20 protein-coding genes and 1 pseudogene are annotated in these 23,058 nt (G+C 61.2%); 12 read left to right on the top strand and 9 right to left on the bottom strand.

What is annotated here, in order from left to right; genetic code table 11:
- Positions 1–29 precede the first annotated feature (29 nt).
- Both EEQ99_RS13370 and EEQ99_RS13365 read left to right on the top strand, forming a co-directional pair.
- Complete coding sequence (locus tag EEQ99_RS13370) at positions 30–1,433, top strand: DegQ family serine endoprotease (RefSeq protein WP_029868484.1); 1,404 nt, start codon at positions 30–32, stop codon at positions 1,431–1,433.
- On the top strand, positions 1,430–2,746 hold the full coding sequence (locus EEQ99_RS13365) for a replication-associated recombination protein A (RefSeq protein ID WP_063473384.1): 1,317 nt from the start codon (positions 1,430–1,432) through the stop codon (positions 2,744–2,746). The genes EEQ99_RS13370 and EEQ99_RS13365 overlap by 4 nt, the downstream gene beginning before the upstream one ends.
- Positions 2,747–2,778: 32 nt before the next feature.
- Here EEQ99_RS13365 and EEQ99_RS13360 read toward each other — a convergent pair whose 3' ends face one another.
- The 3 genes from EEQ99_RS13360 to EEQ99_RS34595 all read right to left on the bottom strand — a co-directional run bounded on the left by EEQ99_RS13360 (position 2,779) and on the right by EEQ99_RS34595 (position 4,279).
- Positions 2,779–3,453, bottom strand: coding sequence for a VIT1/CCC1 transporter family protein (locus tag EEQ99_RS13360; RefSeq protein ID WP_097545251.1), 675 nt, complete (start codon positions 3,451–3,453; stop codon positions 2,779–2,781).
- A 254-nt stretch (positions 3,454–3,707) separates the two neighbouring features.
- Positions 3,708–4,019, bottom strand: coding sequence for a DUF1883 domain-containing protein (locus EEQ99_RS13355; protein ID WP_097545249.1), 312 nt, complete (start codon positions 4,017–4,019; stop codon positions 3,708–3,710).
- Positions 4,020–4,120: 101 nt separating this feature from the next.
- A complete protein-coding gene (locus tag EEQ99_RS34595; RefSeq protein WP_155295777.1) occupies positions 4,121–4,279 on the bottom strand; it encodes a hypothetical protein in 159 nt (52 codons plus the stop codon).
- A gap of 185 nt (positions 4,280–4,464) precedes the next feature.
- Between EEQ99_RS34595 and EEQ99_RS13350 the strand changes: the two genes are divergently transcribed.
- Positions 4,465–5,412, top strand: coding sequence for an alpha/beta fold hydrolase (locus EEQ99_RS13350; protein ID WP_097623607.1), 948 nt, complete (start codon positions 4,465–4,467; stop codon positions 5,410–5,412).
- A 44-nt stretch (positions 5,413–5,456) separates the two neighbouring features.
- Here the strand turns inward: EEQ99_RS13350 and EEQ99_RS13345 are convergent, their stop codons facing one another.
- Both EEQ99_RS13345 and EEQ99_RS13340 read right to left on the bottom strand, forming a co-directional pair.
- Positions 5,457–6,461, bottom strand: coding sequence for a ketopantoate reductase family protein (locus EEQ99_RS13345; RefSeq protein WP_097545248.1), 1,005 nt, complete (start codon positions 6,459–6,461; stop codon positions 5,457–5,459).
- Positions 6,462–6,616: 155 nt separating this feature from the next.
- Positions 6,617–7,468 (bottom strand): oxidoreductase, encoded by an 852-nt coding sequence (locus tag EEQ99_RS13340; RefSeq protein WP_097545247.1) that lies wholly within the window; start codon positions 7,466–7,468, stop codon positions 6,617–6,619.
- 125 nt (positions 7,469–7,593) lie between these two features.
- Here EEQ99_RS13340 and EEQ99_RS13335 point away from each other — a divergent pair, with 125 nt between their 5' ends.
- Both EEQ99_RS13335 and EEQ99_RS13330 read left to right on the top strand, forming a co-directional pair.
- A complete protein-coding gene (locus tag EEQ99_RS13335; RefSeq protein WP_047619884.1) occupies positions 7,594–8,481 on the top strand; it encodes a LysR family transcriptional regulator in 888 nt (295 codons plus the stop codon).
- A gap of 92 nt (positions 8,482–8,573) precedes the next feature.
- Complete coding sequence (locus EEQ99_RS13330) at positions 8,574–9,617, top strand: alpha/beta hydrolase (protein ID WP_047619886.1); 1,044 nt, start codon at positions 8,574–8,576, stop codon at positions 9,615–9,617.
- 50 nt (positions 9,618–9,667) lie between these two features.
- On the opposite strand, the gene EEQ99_RS13325 is transcribed toward EEQ99_RS13330, so the two are convergent.
- The 3 genes from EEQ99_RS13325 to EEQ99_RS13315 all read right to left on the bottom strand — a co-directional run bounded on the left by EEQ99_RS13325 (position 9,668) and on the right by EEQ99_RS13315 (position 14,060).
- The gene (locus EEQ99_RS13325) at positions 9,668–10,291 is read right to left on the bottom strand and encodes a carboxymuconolactone decarboxylase family protein (protein ID WP_047619888.1); all 624 of its coding nucleotides are present in this window, start codon (positions 10,289–10,291) and stop codon (positions 9,668–9,670) included.
- Positions 10,292–10,354: 63 nt separating this feature from the next.
- On the bottom strand, positions 10,355–11,887 hold the full coding sequence (locus EEQ99_RS13320; protein ID WP_047619890.1) for a sensor histidine kinase: 1,533 nt from the start codon (positions 11,885–11,887) through the stop codon (positions 10,355–10,357).
- A 160-nt stretch (positions 11,888–12,047) separates the two neighbouring features.
- Complete coding sequence (locus EEQ99_RS13315; RefSeq protein ID WP_097545246.1) at positions 12,048–14,060, bottom strand: helix-turn-helix domain-containing protein; 2,013 nt, start codon at positions 14,058–14,060, stop codon at positions 12,048–12,050.
- A gap of 120 nt (positions 14,061–14,180) precedes the next feature.
- On the opposite strand from EEQ99_RS13315, the gene EEQ99_RS13310 reads away from it, so the two are divergent.
- The gene (locus tag EEQ99_RS13310; protein WP_047619894.1) at positions 14,181–15,425 is read left to right on the top strand and encodes an MFS transporter; all 1,245 of its coding nucleotides are present in this window, start codon (positions 14,181–14,183) and stop codon (positions 15,423–15,425) included.
- Complete coding sequence (locus EEQ99_RS13305; protein ID WP_097545244.1) at positions 15,422–16,813, top strand: amidohydrolase; 1,392 nt, start codon at positions 15,422–15,424, stop codon at positions 16,811–16,813. The genes EEQ99_RS13310 and EEQ99_RS13305 overlap by 4 nt, the downstream gene beginning before the upstream one ends.
- A 64-nt stretch (positions 16,814–16,877) precedes the next feature.
- Here EEQ99_RS13305 and EEQ99_RS13300 read toward each other — a convergent pair whose 3' ends face one another.
- The gene (locus tag EEQ99_RS13300; RefSeq protein ID WP_097545243.1) at positions 16,878–17,282 is read right to left on the bottom strand and encodes an Imm6 family immunity protein; all 405 of its coding nucleotides are present in this window, start codon (positions 17,280–17,282) and stop codon (positions 16,878–16,880) included.
- A gap of 311 nt (positions 17,283–17,593) precedes the next feature.
- Here EEQ99_RS13300 and EEQ99_RS13295 point away from each other — a divergent pair, with 311 nt between their 5' ends.
- The 5 genes and pseudogenes from EEQ99_RS13295 to EEQ99_RS13275 form a co-directional block, all read left to right on the top strand.
- The gene (locus EEQ99_RS13295; protein ID WP_097545242.1) at positions 17,594–18,643 is read left to right on the top strand and encodes a LacI family DNA-binding transcriptional regulator; all 1,050 of its coding nucleotides are present in this window, start codon (positions 17,594–17,596) and stop codon (positions 18,641–18,643) included.
- A gap of 5 nt (positions 18,644–18,648) precedes the next feature.
- Positions 18,649–20,262, top strand: a complete 1,614-nt coding sequence (locus EEQ99_RS13290) for an acyl CoA:acetate/3-ketoacid CoA transferase (protein WP_097545241.1) — start codon at positions 18,649–18,651, stop codon at positions 20,260–20,262.
- Complete coding sequence (locus EEQ99_RS13285) at positions 20,255–21,034, top strand: enoyl-CoA hydratase/isomerase family protein (RefSeq protein ID WP_047619901.1); 780 nt, start codon at positions 20,255–20,257, stop codon at positions 21,032–21,034. Before EEQ99_RS13290 ends, EEQ99_RS13285 begins: the two co-directional genes overlap by 8 nt.
- Entirely contained in the window at positions 21,034–22,554 is a 1,521-nt protein-coding gene (locus EEQ99_RS13280; protein ID WP_097545240.1) for an aldehyde dehydrogenase family protein, read from the top strand. Before EEQ99_RS13285 ends, EEQ99_RS13280 begins: the two co-directional genes overlap by 1 nt.
- Before the next feature lie 88 nt (positions 22,555–22,642).
- Positions 22,643–23,058: pseudogene (locus EEQ99_RS13275) on the top strand (extracellular solute-binding protein); the annotation flags it as partial.

Below are 23,058 nucleotides of genomic sequence, written 5' to 3'. Positions count from 1 at the left end.
TTCCTCAAGAGGATTCAAAAGGGATACCCATGCAAGGCCTGTTCAAGCGCGCGTCCGTCTCGCTCTTCGCTCTCATGCTCATTCTGCCGGCCGCGGCCGATGCGCAGACTGCAAAGACCGTCCCCGAGAGCCAGATGCAGATGCAGCTCTCCTTCGCGCCGCTCGTCAAACAAACGTCAGGCGCCGTCGTCAATGTCTATGCGGAAAAGATCGTCCAGCGGCAGTCGCCCTTTGCCGGCGATCCTTTCTTCGAGCAGTTTTTCGGCCAGCAGATGCCGAACCGTTCGGAAAAGCAGTCCTCGCTTGGTTCCGGCGTCATCGTTGAGGCGAACGGCACTGTCGTCACCAACAATCACGTCGTCGAAGGCGCCGACGACATCAAGATCGCGCTGTCGGATGGCCGCGAATTCCCTTGCAAGGTGGTGCTGCGCGACGACCGCGTCGATCTTGCCGTCCTGAGGATCGATACCAAGGAAAGCTTCCCGACATTGCCGATCGGCAATTCCGATTCGGTCGAGGTCGGCGATCTCGTGCTGGCGATCGGCAACCCCTTCGGCGTCGGCCAGACGGTGACGAGCGGTATCGTCTCGGCACTGGCCCGCAACCAGGTGGTCAGGAACGAGTTCGGCTTCTTCATCCAGACCGATGCCTCGATCAATCCCGGCAATTCCGGCGGCGCCTTGATGAACATGAAGGGCGAGCTGATCGGCATCAATACGGCGATCTTCTCCCGCGGCGGCGGCTCGAACGGTATCGGCTTCGCCATCCCCGCCAATCTCGTCAAGGTCTTCCTCGCCTCGGCCGATGCCGGCGTCAAATCCTTCGAGCGGCCCTATGTCGGCGCCAGTTTCGATGCCGTGACCTCTGAGGTGGCTGAAGCGCTCGGGCTGAACAAGGCGCGCGGCGCGCTCGTCGTCAAGGTCTCGGAAGGCGGGCCGGCGGCCAAGGCCGGGCTGAAGGCCGGGGAAATCGTCACCGCCGTCGACGGCATTTCTGTCGAACATCCCGATGCACTGCTCTACCGGCTGACGACGGCCGGTCTCGGCAAATCGGTCAAGCTCACCGTCGTCGAGAACGGCCGCGAGGAGCAATTGCCGCTGACGCTCGACCGCGCCCCGGAGACCTCGCCGCGCGACCAGCGCACGATCGGCGGCCACACGCCGTTTACCGGCGCCGTCGTCGAGAACCTGTCGCCGCGGGTTGCCGACGAGTTGCGCATGCCGCCGGAATCGGCAGGCGTCGTCGTCTCCGAGGTGAAAGAGGATTCGCCTGCCGCCCGTTTGGGCTTCGAGCCGAAGGATATCATCGTCTCGATCAACGGCACGGATGTGAAGTCGACCAGCGAACTGTCCGAGATCGCCGATAGCGACCCCGGCCTCTGGCGAGTGGAAATCGAGCGCGACGGCCAGCGCATCCGGCAGTTTTTCCGATGAGCAACGATCTCTTCGCGCCGCGTGTTCCGGAGGAGGTCGCCGCCAGGCGGCCGCTTGCCGACCGGCTGCGGCCGAAGACGCTTGCCGATGTCACCGGTCAGGAACACCTGACCGGTGAGGATGGCGTGCTGAAAAGGATGATCGAAAGCGGCTCGCTCGGCTCGATGATCTTTTGGGGGCCGCCAGGCACCGGCAAGACGACGGTGGCGCGGCTGCTTTCGGGCGAGGCCGGGCTGGCCTTCGAGCAGATATCGGCGATCTTTTCCGGCGTCGCCGATCTGAAGAAGGTGTTCGAGACAGCCCGCCTGCGGCGCATGGACGGCCGTCAGACGCTGCTCTTCGTCGATGAGATCCATCGTTTCAATCGTGCCCAGCAGGACAGTTTCCTGCCGGTCATGGAGGACGGCACCGTCATCCTCGTCGGCGCCACCACCGAGAACCCGTCCTTCGAGCTCAACGCCGCTCTCTTGTCGCGGGCCCGTGTCCTCACCTTCAAGTCGCATGACGAGGAGAGCCTGGAGGAACTGCTGAAGCGCGCCGAGGCGATCGAGCAGAAGCCGCTGCCGCTGACCGAGGAGGCGCGCGCCAGCCTGATCCGCATGGCCGACGGTGATGGCCGGGCGGTGCTGACGCTCGCCGAAGAGGTCTGGCGCGCCGCGCGCGAGGGCGAGAGCTTCGATACCGAGGGCCTGACGCGCATCGTCCAGCGCCGTGCCCCAGTCTACGACAAGGCGCAGGACGGGCACTACAATCTGATCTCGGCGCTGCATAAATCCGTGCGCGGCTCGGATCCCGATGCCGCGCTCTATTATCTCGCCCGCATGTTCGATGCCGGCGAAGACCCGCTCTATCTCGGCCGGCGGCTGGTGCGCATGGCGGTGGAGGATATCGGTCTTGCCGATCCGCAGGCGCTGGTGATCTGCAATGCCGCCAAGGATGCCTACGATTATCTCGGCTCGCCGGAAGGCGAACTGGCGCTGGCGCAAGCCTGCATCTATCTCGCCACCGCGCCGAAGTCGAATGCCGTCTACACCGCCTTCAAGGCGGCCAGCCAGGCGGCAAAACAGAACGGTTCGCTGCTGCCGCCGAAACATATCCTCAATGCGCCGACCAAGCTGATGAAGGGCGAAGGTTACGGCGAGGGCTATCGTTACGATCACGACGAGCCGGATGCCTTTTCCGGTCAAGATTATTTCCCGGAGAAGATGGGCCGCCAGACCTTCTACGATCCGCCGGAGCGCGGATTCGAGCGCGACATCCGCAAGCGGCTGGAATGGTGGGCGAAACTTCGCAAGGAGCGCAATCCGCGCTGACGGGTTTATGCCTGTTGGGTTGGCGAAGGGGCTCACCCGCCAAGAGCGATCGCTATTGCAACCAGAAGCAACCCGAGAGAAGTCATCGTCATCCCTGCGCGAAAAGGCCTGCCTCCCGAAAATCTCGCCCACGCATAGCCCGTCACAAACAGCAGCATGATGAGAAACAGGTTGCTGACTCTCAGAGCTAGGTGCGCGCTGTCGATGAGAAGGAAAGGGGTCACTGCCGGAATGGAGGTGATGGAGACCAGAAAGAAGACCGCGATGGCGGCACAGAGATCACCTTTCGATAGGGACACCGTCACAGGATCGGCCCGAGATGCAAGCGTCAGGAGTGATCGATAGAGCGTGTCCGCGTCCCCGGCCTTTGCAGAAAACGGTGCTTCTTCGATCGGGAATTCTTTCGCGAGCATCTCAAGCGCCGCAGCTTCGCTTCTGGCGGCTTTAATTTGCCGAAAAAGGCGCAGCCGTCTGCTCTTGTAAAAAGTCGTACCCAGAATGAACAACACGGCATCAATGATCCCCCAAGCGACGTTGCATCCGATTGTTGCGACGATCAACTCGTGGACATCTAACCCTTCATCCTCAAAAACGAGCCTTGAACCTACCGTAAATGTTAGCGCCATGATCAATCCGAAAAGGACCTCACCGAGCGCATCGCCGGGATCGATGATATTGGTGATACGACCGATCGGGCTCGAAGTCATGGACTGCCCCCAGGTGATGAAGATCATGGCCCGCTGTTCCTCACTCTCTAGCAGAGCATGAATGAGGAGCCGACTTGCAACTGGCGGCGCGGGGTAAGCCTCGCGACCACAGAACTGTGACCGACGTCGCGGTCTGATTCATTGATCGCAATCAACGATCGGCAGGATTGGGCGTCTCGTGATCACGGTTTTTCGACAGAGCAGCTTCAGCGCTTGCTTTTGCGCGTCCGAAAGATGCGTGGGTGCTGTAAAATTCAGGAGGGCCGCGGCATCTTCTGATTTGCGGGCGCCGCGATCACCTTGACGGCGGATTCCGCAAGCCCGTGATGGCCCTCCATGTCGACGACGACATGCCAGTGGCCGCTTTCCGGCACGGCGATCCTGATCGGCGATTTGCGCGCTACGCCGCCGATATATTTGAAATCGAGAACCTCGGTGAACCGCTGAAAATTCGGTGACGTCATCAGCCGGACATTGTTCACCGCATTCAACGACACCTCGATGATCGATCCGGCGCGTTGTTCCTTGAGATCGTAATGGGTGAAGCGGAAATTCGGTTTCGGCATCGGTCTCGCGGCGTCTGAAGTCTCTGCGCCAGGATTTTACCAGCATGCCGGTTAAGGAAAAGTTGGAATTGGCCTTTCAGCTCACGTCTTCGCGCTCCGCCTCAGAGCCAGCCGAAAATGACGTAGAGCTCGACACAGGCGAGCACCACGCCGAAGACGATGAACGCCTGGGCGGTGCGCCTCTCGCGCATCTGCCGGCTGCCGCGCGTGATCCTGTAGGGGCGAAGAGGCCGGAAACCGGAGGACATGAGATTTCGCATGGCTTTTTGACCTTTGCAGTGATGGCGAAAGGCTACTGCCGCTTGCGATAGGAAATCCATTCGGAGAGAGGGGCGAAAATGTAGAAATGGCATAAAGGCCGATGGCAGAAATTTCGAAGCGCGGTGTCGGAAACGCATGATCGCCGCCGTCCTTGCGATATCGAAGCAAACATGGGAGCAAGGACATGTCGAAGATGACGCTGATTTCGATGATCGCAACGGCTGCCGCATTCCTGGCCGCACCCGATATGTCAGGTGCTGAAAGTGGAAGGCCTGTCATCGAGGACAATAAGGCCGTAGCGCCGATGGTCAGGAAGGGAAGCGTGCCGGTCAACGGCATCGATTATTACTACGAGATCCGCGGGGAGGGCGAACCGTTGCTGCTCCTTCACGGCGGCCTCGGGCAGATCGAGATGTTCGCGCCGGTCATGCCCATCTTCACCGACCACCGCCAGGTGATCGCCGTCGACCTGCAGGGCCATGGCCGCACGCCGCTCGGCAAGCGGCCGATCGAGCTTCCGGCGATCGGCGCCGATCTCGCGATCCTGGTGAAGCAGCTCGGTTACGACAAACTCGACGTCTTCGGTTATTCCTTTGGCGGCGGGGTGGCGCTGAACATGGCGGCGAACGCGCCCGACCAGGTGCGCCGGCTGGTGATACTCTCTGCACCCTATGCGCAGAACGGCTTCTTCCCGGAGATGCTGCCGCAGCAGGCGGCCGTCGGCGCCGGCATGGCCGAGATGATGAAGGACACGCCGATGTTCCTCTCCTACAAGGCGGTGGCGCCTGATGTTTCTGAATTTCCGAAGCTGCTCGACGCCATGGGCGCGCTGATGCGTGAACCCGCCGACTACAGCGATGCGGTCGCGAAGCTCACCATGCCGGTCATGCTGATCTATGGCGATGCCGACATGATCCGCCCCGAGCATATGGTCGACTTCTATCACAAGCTCGGCGGCGGTCTGCGCGATGCGGGCTGGATGCGGGAAAACATGTCGAAGAACCGGCTGGCGATCCTGCCCGATCTCACCCATTACGAGACCTTCGCCTCTCCCCTCATGGCGAATATGGCAATGACCTTCCTCGATGGCGGCGGCAAGGCGCCGAATTGGGCCGAGCAGGTCGGAAAGTAAGTCAAGGCGGCCGGGTTTCTCCCGGCCTTTCTTTTTCTCCGCAGTCAGCGGTCGCGCTGGTTTTCCCGATCCAATTGTGTCACCAGCGCCAGGATCGTTTCCGAGACTGGGGTCGGAACGGCACTCAGGCGTCCGAGCGCCACCACCATGCCGACCAGCGGCGTGATTTCGAGCGCCTTGCCGCCGATCAGATCCTGCAGCATCGATGTGCGCACGGCGCCGATATGGCGCGATTGCTCGAGCCGCTGCTCGACGGTCATGCTGAAACGCGCGCCCAAGGCCTCGCCGACGGCGCGGACCTCGTTCATCACCTTGCCGACTGTGGTCGAAAGTGCCGGATCCGCCATGATGTCGGTCATCAGCGCCCTGGTCAGCGCGCTGATCGGGTTGAAGGCGGTATTGCCCATCAACTTGCTCCAGATCTCGTCACGGATAACAGCCGTCGTCGTGATGTTGAGGCCGGCGTCGGTCAGCACCGCGGCGATCGCCTTGAGATCGGCCGACATCTCGCCTGAGGGCTCGCCGAGCACGAAGCGGCCGTTGTTGGCAAGCTGGATCTCGCCGGGATAGATGACCTCTGCCCCTTGATAAGCGACGCAGCCGATCACCCGTTCCGGCCCGATCAGTCGCCAAAGCCTGCCGCCGGGATCGAGCTCGTCGAACTGCAGCTCGGCATGCCGGCTCTGGATATCGCGGTGAAAATACCACCACGGAATGCCGTTGAGGATCATGACGACGCGGGTGCCTTCCTTGAGGAGGCCTGCAATACCTTCGGCAGCGGGTGCCAGCTGATGCCCCTTGAGGCCGGTGATGACGAGATCCTGCGGCGGCAATGTCCTGGGATCGTCGGTTGCGGTGAGGCGGACATTGAGCGGCCTTTCCGCACCGGCTTCGCGCAGGCTGAGACCATTGTCGCGGATGGCGTCGAGATGGGCTCCACGCACGACGACGGAGATGATGGCGTCGTTTTCGGCGTGGCTTGCAAGCTTGACGGCGATAGCGCCGCCGAGCGCCCCGGCGCCATAGATGCAGATGGACTTGATGGACATGCTCGCCTCTTCATGGTGGTGATCGAACCTAGATCTAGGCCATTCCATACGCGAGGCGAACGCTAATTTGCCGCATGCTGCACTTTCCTGCACTCACGGCGCGCAGCCGCCGCATCCCGGAGATTCGGGAGGCAACGGCTGCCCCACCTTGGTCTTCAGGCCGAGCCCGTTGCCTCGCTTGGAAAATCCGTGGACAAAGCGAGCTGGCGCCAGGCGGCAAGTTCCTTTTCGACGCTGGCGTGCTGATCCTCGATGACGGCCACCGTATCGCTGCCGAACGGCATGCGCAGCGGCGGATTGGGCGAATTGGCGAGCGTCATGATGCCGGCGGCAAGCTTGGCGGGATCGCCGGGCTGGGTATGGTTGGCATCAACAGCGAAGCTGCGCATGTTGCCGGCCGGCGTGCCTTCGTAATCGGCGATGGAGGCCGGGCTGACCGCCAGCGACGTGTCGGCGAGGAAGTCGGTGCGGAAGAAGCCAGGCTCGACGATCGTCACCTTGATGCCTAAAGGTTCGAGTTCGGCGGCCATCGATTCGGACAAGCCTTCGACGGCGAACTTCGTCGAGCCGTAGACGCCCCAGCCGGGATAGCCGAAATAACCGCCAATTGAGGAAAAGTTCAGGATGTGGCCGGAGCGCTGGCGGCGCATATGGGGCAGCACTGCGCGCGTCACCTTCAGCAGACCGAAGACGTTGGTGGCATAGAGCCTCTCGATCTCTTCGGCCGTGGCTTCCTCGACAGCGCCAAGCAGGCCGTAGCCGGCATTGTTGGCGAGAATATCGATGCGGCCGAAGCGGGCGATGCCGGCAGCCGCAGCCTCTTTCGCCTGCGCCTCGTTGGTGACGTCGAGGGCGACGGCAAGCAGGTTCGGGTGGTCGCCCAACTGCTCGGTCACGGTCTTCGGGTTGCGGGCGGTGGCGATGACGGCATCGCCTGATGCGAGGGCTTCTTTGGTCATCAGCGCGCCGAAGCCGCGAGATGCACCAGTGATGAACCAGACTTTCATGACGAATTCCTTTCGAACTATTCGGTTGGCGGTGGCATCTCTGTGCCGACGAGGTGAATTTGACTGAAAATTCGTTGCTGTATAAGATTTGTTATTCTTGAAACTATGATGAGCTTATTTCAGCAATGCGCGCCACCGAACTGTCCGAACTCGCGGCTTTCGCCGCCGTCGCGCGGCACAAGAGCTTTCGCAAGGCAGGCGAGGAGCGGGGCGTCACTGCTTCCGCGGTCAGCCATGCCGTGCTCAATCTCGAAGACCGGATCGGCATCCGCCTGCTCAACCGCACGACGCGCAGCGTCTCGCTGACGGAGGCCGGCGAACTGTTGATCTCGCATCTTGACCCGGCCTTCGGCGAGATGGCGGCAGCGCTCGATGCGCTGAACCGCTACCGAGACACGCCCTTCGGCAAGGTGCGGATCAACGTGCCGAATTCGATCGGCCCCTTCGTCATCGGCCGCATCATCGGTCCGCTGTTGACAAAGAACCCCAATTTGCAGCTGGAGATCAACGCGACAGACAGGCTGGTCGATATCGTCGAGGAGGGGTTTGATGCCGGCATCCGCTTCGGCGAGCGCGTCACCGAGGGCATGATCGCGCTGCGCATCAAGCCGCGCATCCGCCTGGTCGTCGTCGGTTCGCCCGCCTATTTCGAGACCCGGCCGAAACCGGCGACACCGCATGAGCTCAAGCGCCATCTCTGCATCCAGAACATGTTTCCATCAGGTGCGCGCTATGCCTGGGAGTTCGAGAAGGATGGCCAGACCGTGAGCTTTCAGCCGACCGGGCCGCTGTCGCTCGACGATCACGAGCTGATGATGCAGGCAGCACTTAGCGGCGTTGGCCTTGCCTATATCTGGGAGCCGCGCGTGGAGAAGGCGGTCGCCGGCGGCGAACTGATCCAGGTGCTGGACGACTGGTGTCAGCCGGAGGAACCGCTCTATCTCTACTATCCGAGCCGCCGCCATATGTCGGCGGGTTTCAGGGCTGTTATCGACGCGATAAGAGCGGAGTAAAAAAGGTCGGGATTGGCATCCGTCACCCTTTTGACTCCCATGGGCGAACTGGCCAATGATGCTGCCGTGACCCGCATCATCGGGAGAGGTTGATGAACAATCGGATTTTGTCTGCCGGTAATCGAAGGCTCGCAAGGCGGCTCGGATGTCTGTTGCCTGCGCTTACTGCGATGGCGTTGCTGGCATCCGGCGTGTCTGCGCAGGACATTGGGCCGCAAAGCCAGGCCTCGCGTGAGCAGGTCGAAAAACTCGTCAGCCTTTGGAAGAAACACTTTGCCGGCGCCGACAGCCTGCAGCAGCGGCGGACGGCCTTCAGAACGCTGATGGAGACGACGCCGGGACCGACGCGCATCCAGGTCCGGCAGGTCGATGCCGACGGCGTCGATGCCGAACTGATGTGGCCCGCCCGACTTCATCACCCGATCGGCCAAAGGGTGATCCTCTATATCCATGGCGGCGGCTTTTCCAGCGGCTCCATCCGCACGCACAGCCTGATTGCCGGCTCGCTCGCCAAGGCCGCATCGAGCGACGTTCTTCTCGTCGATTATCGGCTGATGCCTGAATATGGCTATCCCGCGCAGATCAACGACGCGCTGACCGCCTATCGCTGGCTTCTCGACAACGGCTATCGGAGCGAGAACATCATCGTCGCCGGAGACGGCGCCGGCGGCAATATCGCGATCGAGACGGTGCTGCGGCAGATGCAGGTCGCAAAGCCGTTGCCGGCGGCTGTGATTGCGCTCAGCCCCATTACCGATCTTGCCGCGACGGGCGGATCGATGACATCGAATGCCGAAAGCGATCCGCTGGTCGGCAAGGACTGGATCGAGACCTTGCGCAAGACCTATCTCCGCACCCGGTCTCCGACCGATCCTCAGGCCTCGCCGCTCTATGCCGACATGACCGGCTTTCCGCCGCTGCTGCTGCAGGTCGGTTCCGGCGAAGTCCTGCTGGACGATACGCTGCGGCTCGCCGACAAGGCGCGCCAAGCGGGAGTGGACGTCACCACCGAGGTCTGGCCGGGAATGCCGCATCAATGGCAGCTGTTTCCCTCGCTGCTCGACGATGCCGACCGATCGAGCCAGAACATCGCCGAATTTGCGATCCGGCATTTTGCGGACAAACCACAGGAGTAGGGCCGCAGGGGAACAGGGGGCCGCAGGAGCAGGCGCCCTCGGTCATCGCATCATTGCGATGTGCCACGAGACGGTGAGGGCGCCAGAGGCCGCTCCACCTCCCGGCCGACGCTGAGTGTCTTTCGCACATTCGGCTCCAGCCGCTCGATATAGGCGTGGTCGGGTGCAGCGCCCAGCGCATCCAGCATTTTCGAGAAGAAACACCGGGCCGCGGCCGCAGCCGTGACGTCGAAGACATCGGCATCGCTCAGTCCGTGTTTTTTCAGCCCGTCTATATCCTGCTGGGTGACCGACGTCGCATCGCGCGCCACTTTGGCGGCAAAGGCCATGATCGCGCGTTCGCCGGCATCGATCGGCGCCTTCTCCGTCTCGTTGACAACTGCCGTGAGCCCGTCGCTGGTGAAACCCTCGCGCAGCAGCACCGAGCCGTGCGCCAGCATGCAATAGGAGGATTTCAGCTCCTTGGCTGCCGCCAGCGTCACCAGTTCATAGCGCCTGAGGCTCATATGGCTGCGAATGCTCGAAAGCAGCGCCGCCCAGCTCTCCATCACCTCCGGCCGGTGGCCGAAGGCCCGGTACATGTTCGGCAGATATCCATAATTCGCCTCGGCCGACGCATACATCGACGTCGTCTTCTCGCTGGCGGATGCATTGGGGGTGTGAATGAAAGCCATGGCGTGATCCTCCTCTATTGCGAGAAGGATAGGGTAGATATGGCGGACAGCAATCCTGAAACGTCAGGCCGCGTCATTGGTCGCGGAAGCGTTACCGCTTCTCTTGATGGGAAGGGTTACGGTGAATGTCGACCCGCATCCTTTTGCGCTTCGAACCTCTATCGAGCCGTTATGCAGCTCGACGATCTGCTTCACCAGATTGAGGCCGATACCCGTTCCGGCAATCCCGATCGACGTCCGGGCACGAAAATAGCGCTGGAACAGCCGGGGCACGTCTTCCGGATCGATCCCCACACCGTCATCGCTGACCGAAACTTTGACGTTTCCTGTCTCTGCCCATGCCGTGACGCGAATTTCGGAGGTTCCAGGCGCGTATTTGACGGCATTGGAAAGCAGGTTGGTAAAGACCTGTGCCAAAGTGCGGGGATCGCCATCGATGAACTCGGGAAGCCCATCTATGTCCAAAACAAAGCTGTGCGTCTTTGCGATCGTCGACTGCCGCTCGCAGCAGGTTCTTATCAATGATCTTAATGCGCAAGCGGTGTAGCTGATATCGATCTTGCCGGTATCGAGGCGTCCGGCCGACAGGATGCTCTCCATGAGATCGACAATCCGGTTCACCGATGCGCGGATCTGATCGACCTTGTCGCTGAGAAATTCGGGTTCGACCGCCCCTCGTTTACGCAGCAGCCGCTGGGCAGCGGCGTCGATGATGGCAAGCGGGGTCCTGAATTCATGCGATGCCATCGCCACGAACTGCCGCTGCAATTCGTTGATGTTCCGCTCCTGCGTGAGCATGCGTTCTAGTTCCCGCGCTTGCCGCTCGACTTCCGCCGTACGACTCTTCACCGTCGCTTCGAGCTGATCGTGATGCCGGCGCAGCTCTTCGGCAAGGCGCACGGTCTTGGTGACGTCTTCATGGGTGGCGACGTATCCACCGTTTTGCATCGGATTGTGGGTGATCTTGATAACCCGCCCATCGGTGAGCACGATGTTCTGGCTGGCTACCGCACCGCGGGCCGTCGCTTCGAAAACGACATCAAAATAGGTAGCGGTATCGGCCGGGCCATTTCCCTCCCGGCTGCGATAGGCCAGGATATCCACGAGTGGCGTCCCCGGTTGCGTCAGCAGGTCCGGCAGATTGTACATCCGCGCATAGGAGGGGTTGCACAATATCAGGTTCTTGACGGAATCGAACATGCACAGCCCATGCGGCATGTTGCTGAGGGCTGCGTCGAACCGGCGATGTTGTTCGGCCAGGCTGTCTTCGACGCGAATGAGCGTCGAGATGTCTTCATAGCTGAGGATCCAGCCTCCATCCTTCGATGGCGCGCAGGTCAATGAGATCATCCGTCCGTCGGAAAGTACGAACTGAGACGTATGCGGTTTGCCGATCGCCGATCGCCGGGATGCCACCGCACGGCAGTCGGCGCCCAACAATCCGTCGATAGCCATTCCCTTGCGGATGGCGCCTTCCGGAAGGCCGAGAATATCAAGCGTGCGGGAATTGAACGCCGTTACCGCACTGGCAGGATCGAGCAGGACAATGCCCTGAGGCAGGCTCTCCAGAATGGATTCAAACGAGTGTGGCATCATCCGGTCCTGCTTCAGATCTGGTGCGTTGCACGTCTGCGTAGCATTGGTCAGAAACGATAAAGTTTCGCTAATGTCTGTCGGTGGGAACTGCTCGACGGAAAGCTGGGGGAATACGGCTCTCCGGCATTCTTCTATCTTTCTCAGATAGGCGAACCAGCGTTCAGGGGGAAGTTGCTTTGCGTCTGCCTGCAGGCCGCGGCGAACCGTAGGTCGACTTCAGGTGGAACGCCAGGCTGAGCAACAGATAGTCATCCTTGTTGTCGATGTCCTTGCCCATCAACAACTGCGCCCGCTGCAGCCTTTGATAGAGGGTGTTGGTGTGTATGCCGAGGCAGGCCGCTGCCTTGGACGCTGATTTTCCGCTCTCGATGTAGGTTTCCAGGGTCCTGAGAAGGGCGTCGCCGTTTGCTTCCTTCTCGAAGGGAGCGAGTATCTGATCGGCGAATTCGAGGATATCAGCCGCGGATTGTTTGCGCAGCAGTCTGTCGATGCCGGTCTCGCTGTGCATGAGGATGCCCGCCCGATGCCGCATGCTCATGAGATGCGCGGCCTCGACAGCCTGTGCGGCGCCTTCCGGATAAGGATGGGGTGCGCTTTGAATGAGGCTCGCCCCGCAGCACCATCCCTCAGCTACCGCCTGGTCTCCGATGGATGCCAGATTCGTCCGCAGGGCCTCCTCGGTGGCAGCGCAAAACAGCAGGAAGACGCCTTCATCGGTATAGAATGACAGCTGGTTGCGGATCGTCGCCGCCTTCAACGCCTGCTGCAGCGTTCTCTGCAGGAACAGGCTCTGGTTCTGGGCGCTCCCTTGCTCATGCCTGATAAAGATGATCTGGCAGTACTTCCTGATCTGGAAGCCGAACCGGACGGCGCCACCCGATGTGGCCTGATCATCCTTTCCTAAAACCTCGAAGTGCTTCCGTTTCCTGCTGTTGAGGATATCGTCGTGTGAGGCGCTGCGGACAATTTCGAGCGCGACGAAAGCGGAAACCACGCCGAGGATCGCCGCGCAATAGCCTGCATTGTCGCCGCGCTCGGAACGAAAGGTTCCGACGACGTCGTCGGCGACACGGACGGGATGCACGAATATGCTTTCTCGCTGGCGCAGGCCACCGTCGAGGAGTGCGGCCGGCACGTCCTTCGTCGTCTTCGGCTCCTTCCATCCCTTGGAGCCGAACGTCGTTCCAAAAATATCGGCATAGTGGAAATCGATGCCGTAATGGGTCGCGATCTCGTCCAGATGTTCGCCGAGCGGCCGATGGTGCGTGAAGATGGACAGGATGTCGTCATGGGCCGAGAGCGAGCGCGCCAGCTCTGCGTTGCGCCTTTCGATCTCCAGCCGCATCCGGTTGATGCTTTCATTCGACCGAACGGCCTGCTCGTAGGCCTGCGACTTCTTGTAGGCGATGGCAAGCTGCGTCGCCACGGCCGCAAGCAGGCCTACGCTGAATGCGCCATAGGCGGAGCCCTGCCGAAACGACATGACGGTCAGCGTTCCCAGCGTCGTCGTGTCGGTCCTGATGGGAACGCAGATGAGGCTGTGAGAGAGACGCTGTTCGGATAGGAAGCGAACGTTTGGCGCACGCAGATTCGCATGGGCATCTCTGATATCGGCGGCCGAGTTCAGCAGGACGGGTGTTCCGGTCGAGAAGACGCTGCCGGAGATCGATTCCTGAGGCTTGATGCGATAATTGTAATAATCGTCGTCGAAGCCGACTTGTGACACCGGAATGAGGAGACCTGAGGCCTCGTCGTAAAGTCTCAGGACGCCCGCGTCGCTCTCGGCTATCACGCTCAGCGTCTGCTCGAGCGCGTTTACGTTGATCTCGTTCGGATCGAGGGAGTCGAGGACATTGCGATTGATGGCGTTCATGGCCTGGACGGCGCGGTTCTGAAAGCGGATGACTGTGCTGAGTACGATCTCCTGCAGGTGCGCAAGGGCGATTTCAGCGTGGGCACCGGGTATTCGCACCTCGCAGATGGCCCCGGCAAAATAGGAAATATCGGCGATCAATATGGCGTCGTCGCCGTCGCGGTGATGGCTGAATCCGATCGCAGGTTCCGGCGCGTCGGTCTCCGAAACCATGGGCCGGCCCGTAACCCGCCGCCAGCTGATGCGAGGTCGATCCGGCAGGCGCAAAAGCGAAGCCTCGATTTCGTCCATGATCGTCATGTTGGCAACCTTGTGTCTTTTCACATAAATAAACCGAGCATGATGTGTGTTTCAACATCCAAAAGCGACTGCTCACATATTAAGCATGTTTTATAAACGCTCAAAAAAGGGGAGCATTCCATGCTTAGTCAAATCAAGCGAAGGCACGTCATTGTTGCGATGCTGTTTGTCTGCTGGGTCGTCGGTTTCCTCGACAAGACCGCGATCAACATCGCCATCATTCCGATCGTCGACGAGTTCCACCTGACTTCCGAACAGTCCGGGATGATCATCAGCGCATTCTTTCTCGCCTATTCTCTGACGCAGCTCGTCGGAGGATACCTTGTCGATCGGCTGGGAACCCGATCGGTCTTGACCTCCGCAGTCGGTATCTGGTCGCTCGGCACGGTCGCATGCGGCGCTGTCAGCTCCGCCATGGGGCTCGCCGTGTCGCGCGTCCTGGTCGGAATGGGCGAGGCTGTCTTTCCGGCGGGAAGCTCGGTCGCCATAACCGAGAACTTCAAAAAGGAGAGCATGGCCAGGCCGAAATCGGTCATTCAGTCGGGAGCCTCTGTCGGCTTTGCCGTAGGCTCGCTGGTAACCACGGCCTTGATTGCCTACTTCAACTGGCGCGTCATGTTCGTCACCCTCGGCTTGGTCGGACTGGTTCTTGCGATCGCGCTCTATCTGGTCATGAAGCCAGTCGCCGGCGCGGCTTCGATCTCCGCCGGCCCGAAAACGGCAAAGTCGGAAAAAGCTCGGATCACGGCGTTGCTCAAGAATGCACTGACCTGGAAGATCGCCCTCTGCTACTTCTTCACCAACATCGTCTTTTGGGGTCTCCAGTCCTGGCTCCCGTCCTATTGGGTGAAGGTCAAGGGCATGAGCATGATGTCGATGGGCGCCTATTCGGCAATCCCGCCGACGCTCGGCTTCCTGTCCTTCCTGTTCTGCGGCTGGCTGCTCGACCGCTATTTCCACAAGAAGGAAAAGTATCTCATCTGCATCGGCGCCCTGGTGTCGGCGGCGTTCATCTATCTGATGGCCAACGCTTCCTCCATCCCGCTGGCCTTCTTCTATCTCACGGTTTCAAACGTCTTCCTGAACGCGATCTCGATCAGCGTGTTCGTGACGATCATGAAACATTACCCCAGCCACTCGGTGGGGACAGCGACGGGCCTGATCAACTCCCTGGCCCAGATCGGATCCTTCGTCTCGCCGACAGCGATCGGGGCCATCCTGCACGCCACAGACCAGAATTATCAGACAGCCTTCCTGGCGATCATCGGCTGCGCTGTCGTGACCTTCGCCGTGGCGGCGACGCTTCCGACCGGAAGCAAGGACGAACTGGTCGCCGATCAAGCAATTCCAGGACTGGTGAAATGACATATATCGACATCATCGAGCGCGTGCTCACCGACAAGGCGGAAGGGCTGCAGTCGGCAGCCAATGAAATCTGGTCTTTCGCCGAAATCCGCTATGAAGAGTACAAGTCGGCCGCATTGCTCGCCGACCTTCTCGAAGCGGAGGGGTTTGCCGTCGAGCGCCGGGCCGGCGGCATCGAGACGGCTTTCGTCGCAAGCTACGGCGAGGGACAGCCGGTCGTGGCGATCCTGGGCGAGTTCGATGCGCTTCCCAATCTCAGCCAGGAGGGCGAGGTCGTCGGATATAAGCCCATCATCCCCGGCGGCAACGGCCATGGATGCGGGCATAATCTGCTGGGTGTCGGTTCGCTGGCCGCCGCCTTGGCGCTCAAGGCCTGCAAGGAAGAACTCGGGCTTGCCGGTACGGTCCGCTTCTACGGCTGCCCTGCCGAAGAGGGCGGTGGCGGCAAGGCCTTCATGGCCCGTGAGGGACTGTTCGATGGCGTCGACGTTGCCTTCACCTGGCACCCGTGGGATGAAAACCTCGCCTATCATGCAAGAATGCTGGCGACGAACCAGGTCTATTTCACCTTCCGTGGCGTCAGCGCGCATGCCGGCTTCGAACCTCATCTCGGACGAAGCGCGCTCGATGCCGTCGAGCTGATGAATGTCGGGGCGAACTTCCTGCGCGAGCACATCGTTCAGGACGGCAGGATTCACTATGCGATAACCGATACCGGCGGAAAGGCGCCTAATGTCGTGCAGTCGCAAGCCGAAGTGCTCTACAAGGTCCGCGCGCCGCTGATGGATCAGGTGCGCGACATTACCGAACGGGTCAAGGACGTGGCGCGCGGAGCGGCGCTGATGACCGGAACGGAGGTCGAGATCACCTTCGATGCAGCCTCTGCCGACCTGATCCCGAACGCCACGCTGGCAGGCGTCATTCACCAGGAACTCGGCAAGATCGGCGGAGCGTCCTTCTCCAACAGCGAGAAGGCGTTCGCGGCGGAGATCCAGAAGACTTTTCCCAAGGACGTTCAAGCGCGCATCGAGAAGCGCGGAACGATCCTCTCCGCGCATATCAACGAGTTTCAGGAAAAGCCGACGTTCCTGCACGGTTCGACCGATGTCGGCGACGTCAGCTGGATCGTTCCCACCGGACAGGTCTACATGGCGACATCAGCCTACGGAACGCCTCCGCATAGCTGGCAGATGGTTGCGCAAGGCAAGGCCTCCTACGCGCATAAGGGAATGCTTCAGGCCGGCAAGGTCATGGCCGCCGCCGCCGCCAGATGTCTCCAGAACAGCGAGTTGATCGTCCAGGCGAAGCAGGAACACGTCAGGGAACTCGGAGGCGCTTCCTACAAGCCTCTCATCCCGCCCGAGACGAAGCCGATGAAGGTCCGCTAGACAAATGCGGACGGTTATGCGAGCCATGGAATAGTTACGAGCAACAGCGAGCGGCGAGGGGACTTCAGCCGAGTTTGGCTAGTTGCTCCTCCAGCAGATCAAGGCTGTCCTCTCCGACCTCGTTGACATCATTCGGCATGGGATCGCCGGTCTCCTGGTAAACAAGCCAGGCGACGTACATGGCCGCCGTCGTCAGCGCGTTCCAGCCGTCTTCGCTGGGCTTTCCCACGGCCTCGGAGAGCCGACGGAGTGTCCCGCGCTCATCGTCGCTGTAAATGAGGTCGGAGAAATATCGGCCGGTCAGGCGTCCATCGCCACTCCCAATACGGATTGCCGCCAGGGCGGCCCTGGCTTCGGACGCGTCGGGTTCGATGCGCTCGATGTGTGCGACCAAAGCCGCGGCAACGGTTGCCAAGCGCCGTGCTTGTTCGCGTTGCGGCAGGCCGGTCAACTCGGCGCGCAGTTTCATGTCTCCATGCTCTCCACTGAGTTTGTCGCAAAGTTTTTAACACAGATAGAAGCCCTTCCGGCTTGTCCCAGAAGGTCTGCCGATTGCGGCGCATTGCTCGTGTTTAGATCGGTCGAAAAAATCGAACGATGGCGCGTAACGGGTCGTCCTTTTAGAACGTTCCAATTCTAAAATGAAGGGTTCTGCGACAATTAGAAAATCATTACGCCGAAAATAGCCAATAAATGGCATCAGATTAAGATTTCTCTTGACAGAATTGGAACGTTCCAAATATTTAACGATCAATCAACGTTTGGTGTTCGGAGGAAGAGGTGACGAAGGCGCGGGTGACCGTCATCGATATCGCAAAGGCGGCTGGCGTCTCCAAATCGACGGTTTCGCTCGTGCTTCAGGGCTCTTCCCTGGTCAATGAGGGGACGCGGTCCAAGGTCAATGCGGTGATGCGCGAGCTGGGCTATGTCTACAATCGCGGCGCAGCCAATCTTCGCCAAGCCGGCGCCAAATCGCGGATCATCGGGGTCGTCGTGAACGATCTGACGAACAGCTTCTTTGCGGAGCTGGCAGTCGGCGTCGACATGGTCGTTCAGTCGGCCGGATTCGTGCAGTTCCTGTCGAACACCAGTGAGAGCATCGACAGGCAGCGCGAGGTCGTCGCATCGATGCGGGAACATGGCATTTCCGGGCTCATCGTGTCGCCGGCGCGCGCCACCGATGCTGCAGACTTCAAGCCGCTCGTCGCGGCAGGCATACCGGTGGTGGTCGTCGTGCGAAACCTGCCCGGCGCCAAAGTCTCGTCGATCGTCTCCGACAACCGGGCCGGCATGATGTCGGCGGTCAAGCACCTGGCGGGGCTCGGCCACAAGCGCATCGCTTTCCTCGGCGGTTTTCCCGACACCGCCGTTTTCGACGACCGCCTTGCCGGTTACCGAAGCGGCATGGAAGCAGCCGGGCTCGACTACCACCAAGAACTTGTCGTCTCGTCGGCGCCGTCGCGCGCCGGCGGGGTCGAGGCGATCGGAAAAGCGCTCGTTCTTACCGACAGACCGACGGCGGCCGTCTGCTTCAACGATGCCGTCGCCTTCGGTGTTTGCGACGGGTTGCGCGCGCGCCGTCTGGAGCCCGGCTCCGACTTCGCGGTCGTGGGTTTCGATGACGTCATCGAGGCTCAGGCGGCGGTTCCGGCGCTGACAACGGTCTCGGTCGATCCGCAAGGCATTGGGCGCCGCGGCGCGCAGATGCTTCTCAAGCAAATCAGTGCGGGTAAGGCCGAGGCGGAGACGGTGACAACAGCCGTCCGGCTGGTCGTTCGCGAGAGCTGTGGAGCCGGCATGAGCGTCAAGATCAAACAGGACTCTGTCTAATGCCAATGAAGAAGCACCTCACCCCGGCCGAAGCGGCCGCGCTGATCCCGGATGGCGCTGTTGTCACGGTGTCGTCTTCGAGCGGTCTCGGCTGCCCGAACCTGATGCTGAAGGCGATCGGCGAACGTTTCGATGCGACCGGTCATCCCAAGGACATTACCACCCTTCACCCGATCGCTGCCGGCGACATGAGCGGCATCAAGGGCGTCGACTATATCGCCAAGAAGGGACTGCTCAAACGCATCATCGGCGGCTCCTATCCCTCCGGTCCGTCGTCATCAGAGCCGCCACTGATCTGGCAGATGATCACCAGCAACGAGATCCCGGCCTACAACATTCCCTCCGGCATTCTTTTCGACATTCATCGTGAAGCCGCCGCCAAGCGACCAGGCGTCCTGACCAAGATCGGCATCGATACATTCGTCGATCCAGAGCGGCAGGGTTGCGCGATGAACGGCCTGGCGTCGGAACATCCGGTGGTCAAGCGTGTCAGCTTCGAAGGCGACGACTGGCTGTTTTTTCCCGCGATCGTCCCCAAGGTCGCCATAATCCGCGCCACCACGGCCGACGAGCGCGGCAACCTCACCTACGAACATGAAGGCGCCTATCTCGGCGGACTTGATCAGGCCCTGGCCGCCCGCAACAATGGCGGCATCGTCATCGCCCAGGTCAAGCGGATCACCAAGGAAGGCTCGCTGAAGCCGCATGACGTCCGTGTGCCCGGAATGCTGGTCGATTATGTGGTCGTCGATCCGGAGCAGAAGCAGACGACGCAGACGCAGTACGATCCGGCGATTTCGGGGGAGATCTTCCGCCCGCTCGATAGTTTCAGCGTCCCGGAGTTCAATGTTCAGAAAGTCATCGCGCGCCGTGTCGCGCAGGAACTTCAGACGGGAAGCTGCGTCAATCTCGGCTTCGGCATCTCGGCCAACGTGCCGCGCATTCTGCTGGAGGAGGGGCTCCACGGCGCAGTCACCTGGGTGATCGAGCAGGGTGCCGTCGGCGGCGTGCCGCTGCTCGACTTCGCCTTTGGCTGCGCCTCCAACGCCGACGCCTACATGCCGTCTCCCTATCAGTTCACCTATTTCCAGGGCGCAGGCTTCGATGCCTCGCTGCTGTCCTTCCTTGAGATCGGCAAAGACGGTTCGGTCAATGTCTCCAAGCTCTCCTTCCGGCCGCATGTGACGGCTGGCGCCGGAGGCTTCGTCGACATCACCGCGCGGGCGAAGAAGATCGTCTTCTCCGGCATGTTCAACGCCGGAGCGAAGCTTTCGATCGCCGATGGCGCGCTACTAATCGAGAAGGAAGGCAAGTTGAAGAAACTCGTCAACGAGGTCGAACATGTCACCTTCAGCGGTAGGCGCGCGATCGAGCAAGGGCAGGATATCACCTATGTCACCGAGCGGTGCGTGATGAAGCTGACGCGCGATGGCATCGTCCTCACCGAGATTGCCCCTGGCGTCGATCTCCAGTCCCACATCCTCGATCAATCGGAGTTTCCATTGATCGTCGCGCCTGATCTGAAGGTCATGGACGCGGCGCTCTTCGCGGAGGCAGCGATCGGCCTGTCGCTTCCAGAAAAAAAGGCACGCACGCTGGAGGGCAGCTTCCATGGCTAGCGGATCCGTCAGAATTGACGTCGATGGACATGTTGCGACGCTGACGATTTCTCGTCCGGAGAAGCTGAACGCGCTCGACCTGGACATGCTGAAAGCGCTGGCGGATGCGGCTGACGAGGTGGAGGCGAACGCCAATGTGCGCGCTGCCATTCTCACGGGCGAAGGAAAGGGCTTTTCCGCCGGTGGCGATATCAAGGCCTGGGGCGGAATGTTGCCTCAGGAGTTCGGTCATCTCTGGGTTCGCCACGGCCACCGTATTTTCGAAAGACTGGCGACACTCAGGGTGCCGTTGGTCGCGGCTCTGAACGGCCACGCTCTCGGAGGAGGGCTTGAGCTTGCGGGCGTCGCGGACATTCGCCTCGCCGAGCAGCACATCAAGATCGGCCTGCCGGAGACCGGCCTTGGCATGGTGCCGGGCTGGTCCGGGACGCAGCGTCTTGTGCGCCGGTTCGGGGCGCAGGCCGTCCGGCGTATGGCCCTGGGTGGCGAGATATTCACCGCCGAGGAGGCACGCCTTCTCGGGATCGTGGACGCGGTTGTTCCCACAGGAAACGCGCTGGCCGCTGCCAAGGAATATGCGCAGCGGATTGCTGCAAGGGGGCCGGCTGCGACCGAGATCGCGAAGTTGATGATCGCATCGGCGAACGGCGAAGACAACGGAACCGCGGTCGAAGCCCTGGGCTCGATCCTCGCTGCGAAGACCGGCGATCTGAAGGAGGGCGTCGCATCATTCAGCGAGAAGCGCCCGGCAACGTTCAAGGGAGAATGGTAATGACGGTCCTCGTCAACCCCACGGCACTGAGCAACCACAGAGCGCGTGATTTCAAGATGCTCATCGACGGCAAATGGGAGGCAGGCTCCTCCGGTCCGATCGAGCGTGTCGCGCCAAGCCATGGTGTCGTGGTCAGCCGCTTCCCGACGGGCAGCAGCACGGACGCCGAGCGGGCGATCGCCGCGGCACGCAGGGCCTTCGACCTTGGGCCGTGGCCGCGGATGACCGCTTCCGAACGTTCCGCCATCCTGCTCAAGGCCGCCGATCTGATTGCGACGCGTGCGGAGGAGCTGGCATTTCTCGATGCGATCGAGGCGGGAAAGCCGATCACGCAGGTGCGGGGAGAAATTGCCGGATCCGTTGACATATGGCGCTACGCGGCAGCGCTCGCACGTGACCTCCACGGCGAAAGCTACAACACGCTCGGCGATGGCACATTGGGGGTCGTGCTGCGCGAAGCGATCGGCGTGGTGTCGATCATCACGCCCTGGAACTTCCCGTTCCTGATCGTCGGCCAGAAGCTGCCGTTTGCCTTGGCCGCCGGCTGCACCACCGTCGTCAAGCCCTCGGAACTGACCTCGGGATCGACGCTCGTGCTGGGAGAAATCCTGCAGCAGGCCGGCATTCCCGATGGTGTCGTCAATATTGTCACCGGCCGGGGACCTGAGGTCGGCGCGGTCATGACGTCGCATCCTGACGTCGATATGGTGTCCTTCACCGGCTCGACCGGCGTCGGCAAGCTGACCATGGCGAATGCCGCCCAGACGCTGAAGAAGGTTTCGCTGGAGCTGGGTGGGAAGAACCCGCAGATCGTATTCCCGGATGCCGATCTTGATGCATTCATCGATGCCGCGGTCTTCGGCGCATATTTCAATGCCGGCGAGTGCTGCAATGCCGGCTCACGGCTGGTCCTTCATAAATCAATCGCTGCCGATGTCGTCAGGCGGATTGCCGAATTGTCGAAGGCGGTGAAGGTCGGCGATCCCCTCGACCCTTCGACGCAGGTCGGCGCCATCATCACGCCGCAGCATCTGGAGAAGATATCGGGATATGTCGCCGGCGCCAGAAGCAGCGGCGCCCGCGTCGCTTATGGCGGCGAGACGCTCGATCTCGGCATGGGGCAGTTCATGTCGCCGACGATCCTCGAAGAGGTCACCCCTGATATGGCCGTGGCGCGTGAGGAAGTCTTCGGGCCGGTCCTGTCGGTCCTGACATTCGAGACATCAGCCGAAGCCATCAGGATCGCCAATTCCATCGACTACGGCCTGTCGGCCGGTGTCTGGAGCCGCGATTTCGACACCTGCCTGACGATCGGGCGGTCGGTGCGGGCGGGCACGATCTGGATGAACACCTTCATGGACGGCGCCTCGGAGCTTCCCTTTGGCGGTTACAAGCAAAGCGGCCTCGGCCGCGAGCTCGGCCGTGATGCGGTCGAAGACTACACGGAGACCAAGACGCTGAACATGCATATCGGCAAACGCACCAATTGGTGGATGCCGCAGACGGAAAAGCCGGCTTAGCCGGCGGCCGAACTACGCTCGAGGAGGGCGGGTGATTGGTGCGGGAATGGGTCCCGCATCTTCCAAACTGGAACTGGGAGGTTCTTCGATGAACAGGTTTTTGACCACGACCGCAATGATCGCATTGGCTCTGGCCAGCGGTAGCGTGTCCGTACGCGCAGCCGACGTGAAGGAAGTGCAGATGCTGCACTGGTGGACGTCTGGCGGCGAGGCAGCGGCGCTGAACGTTCTGAAGCAGGACCTGTCGAAGGAAGGTTTTGCCTGGAAGGATGTTCCGGTGGCCGGCGGTGGCGGTGACGCGGCGATGACGGCGCTGAAGGCGATGGTGGCGGCCGGCACCTATCCGACAGCCTCGCAGATGCTGGGGTATACCGTGCTCGATTATGCCCAGGCCGGCGTCATGGGCGACCTGACGGAGACGGCGAAGAAGGAAGGCTGGGACAAGTCGGTGCCGGCGGCGCTGCAGAAGTTCTCGGTCTATGACGGCAAGTGGGTCGCAGCCCC

This window comes from Rhizobium anhuiense, from assembly GCF_003985145.1.
Lineage (GTDB): Bacteria > Pseudomonadota > Alphaproteobacteria > Rhizobiales > Rhizobiaceae > Rhizobium > Rhizobium anhuiense.
Note: the sequence above shows the minus strand (reverse complement) of the source record. Positions and strands in the feature narration are given on the sequence as shown.